The organism is Monashia sp. HAY1-2A, assembly GCF_056755315.1.
The window spans coordinates 1-260 of the sequence record NZ_JBNDHY010000507.1 but is presented as its reverse complement, the minus strand read 5'-3'; the positions used below and the strand labels follow the sequence as shown (position 1 = coordinate 260).

Sequence of the window (260 nt, the reverse complement as noted above, 5' to 3'; positions counted from 1 at the left end):
TCCCGCAGGTGCTCTCCAGCCCCGCCGGTCCCATCGTGGACGAGCAGGTCTTCTCCGCGGACAAGGTCACGCCGGACAACACCATCGTCAAGGGCCACGCGTTCGCCGGCCAGTACGACATCACGTCCTACGACTTCAACAACCCCATCGCCTACAAGGCGTACGACGGCTACCAGGGACTCCTCGGCAAGCCGGCGACGGCCAAGATCAACGTGAAGTACTACGCCCAGGCCTCGAACCTGAAGCTGGACATCCAGAAG

Annotated in this window: 1 pseudogene; it reads left to right on the top strand. The window is 63.1% G+C overall.

The annotated features are described in order from the left end of the window. A pseudogene (locus tag ACPYOM_RS22905) lies at positions 1-260 on the top strand (ABC transporter substrate-binding protein); the annotation flags it as partial.